The following is a 1,553-nucleotide window of genomic DNA, read 5'->3' as shown; positions in this document are numbered from 1 at the left end:
GATTCGGTCTACGCCCCGGTCGGCAGCGCCATCCGCATCGTCGCGGGCAACGACCCGGCCGAGGTCGCGATCGGCGGCGGCATCAGCACCGAGCGCCACCCCGCCTTCCGCATCCCGCCGGAGGAGGTGGCGATGGTCGATGTCGGGTCGCTGGGCACCCACAGCCACCGCCGCATCTTCCACATCCTCGGCCAGAACGGGCAGGGGCGTACCGGGCGGCTGCTGGTCAGCGAGCTCTATGCCGATGATGGCTGCTGGAACGGCTATCCGCCGCACAAGCACGACACCGACGTGTCGACCGCCGGCGGGGTGCAGGAAACCGCGCATGACGAGCTGTACCACTTCCGCTACGACCCGCCGACCGGCTTCGGCGCGCAGCTGATCTATGAGGATGAGGGCGACCCCAAGGCCTATCTGACCCGCGACGGCGACACCTTCACGGTCGACCGCGGCTATCACCCGACCGTCACCTCGCCGGGCCACCGCGCCTATATCTTCACCGTCATGGTCGGCAAGACCCAGCGCGGCCTGGTGCAGCATTTCGACCCGGCGCATGCCCATCTGATGGACCAGATCCCGGGCATCCAGGCGATGCGTGACAAGTTCAAGTGAGCGCGGGCACCCTGTTCGACCTGGCCGGCAAGCGGGCGCTGGTCACCGGTTCGTCCCGCGGGCTCGGCCTGGCCGTCGCCGCCGCCCTCGGCCGCCACGGCGCCACCGTGATCCTGAACGGCCGGGACGAGGGGCCGCTGCTCGCCACGGTCGGCAAGCTGCGCGACGAGGGCATCGACGCCCATGCCGCCCGGTTCGACCTGACCGACCCGGAGGCCGCGGCCAAGGCGATCCAGGACGCGGCCGGGGCCGTCGGCGCGATCGACATCCTGGTCAACAACGCCGGCGTCCAGCTGCGCAAGCCGTTCCTCGACTTCGCGCTCGAGGATTGGCGGATGATCCTGGACGTCCACCTGATCGGCAGCGTCGTGGCGGCCAAGGCGGTGCTGCCGGGCATGGTCGAGCGCCAGGCCGGCAAGATCATCAACATCTGCTCGCTGATGAGCGAGCTGGGCCGGCCGACCATCGCGCCCTACGCCTCGGCCAAGGGCGCCTTGAAGATGCTGACCCGCAACCTCGCGGTGGAATTCGCCCGGCACAACATCCAGGTCAACGGCATCGGCCCCGGCTATTTCGCCACCGAGCTGAACCGCGCTTTGATGGACGACCCGGAGTTCGACGCCTTCGTCAGGCGCCGCACCCCGGCCGCGCGCTGGGGCCATCCGGACGAGCTGGGCGGCGCCGCCGTGTTCCTGGCCTCCACCGCCTCCGACTTCGTCAACGGCCAGATCATCTACGTCGATGGCGGCCTTCTCGCCTCGGTGTAGGTGCGGCCAGGGCAGGAGAGCGGGCGTCCTTTGCGTTGCCTTTCCCGCCCACGAAACCTGTTCAGACCGACTTTCCATTTGGCCGTCATTCCCGCGAAAGCGGGAATCTCTTGCGGATCAAAGCGCTGGGAGATCCCCGCTTTCGCGGGGATGACGAATTGAGAGACCAAGGAG

At 68.7% G+C, this 1,553-nt stretch carries 2 protein-coding genes; both read left to right on the top strand.

The genetic code is table 11. The annotated features are described in order from the left end of the window. The coding region (locus AC3XYG_RS10895; RefSeq protein WP_489139850.1) for a 5-deoxy-glucuronate isomerase at nucleotides 1-612 on the top strand (612 nt) is incomplete at its 5' end. Further along, nucleotides 609-1,379: an SDR family oxidoreductase gene (locus tag AC3XYG_RS10890; protein ID WP_489139849.1), complete on the top strand. Its 771-nt coding sequence runs from the start codon at nucleotides 609-611 to the stop codon at nucleotides 1,377-1,379. The genes AC3XYG_RS10895 and AC3XYG_RS10890, both read left to right, overlap by 4 nt. Nucleotides 1,380-1,553 lie beyond the last annotated feature (174 nt).

Source organism: Inquilinus sp. (assembly GCF_057815775.1).
Note: the sequence above shows the minus strand (reverse complement) of the source record. Positions and strands in the feature narration are given on the sequence as shown.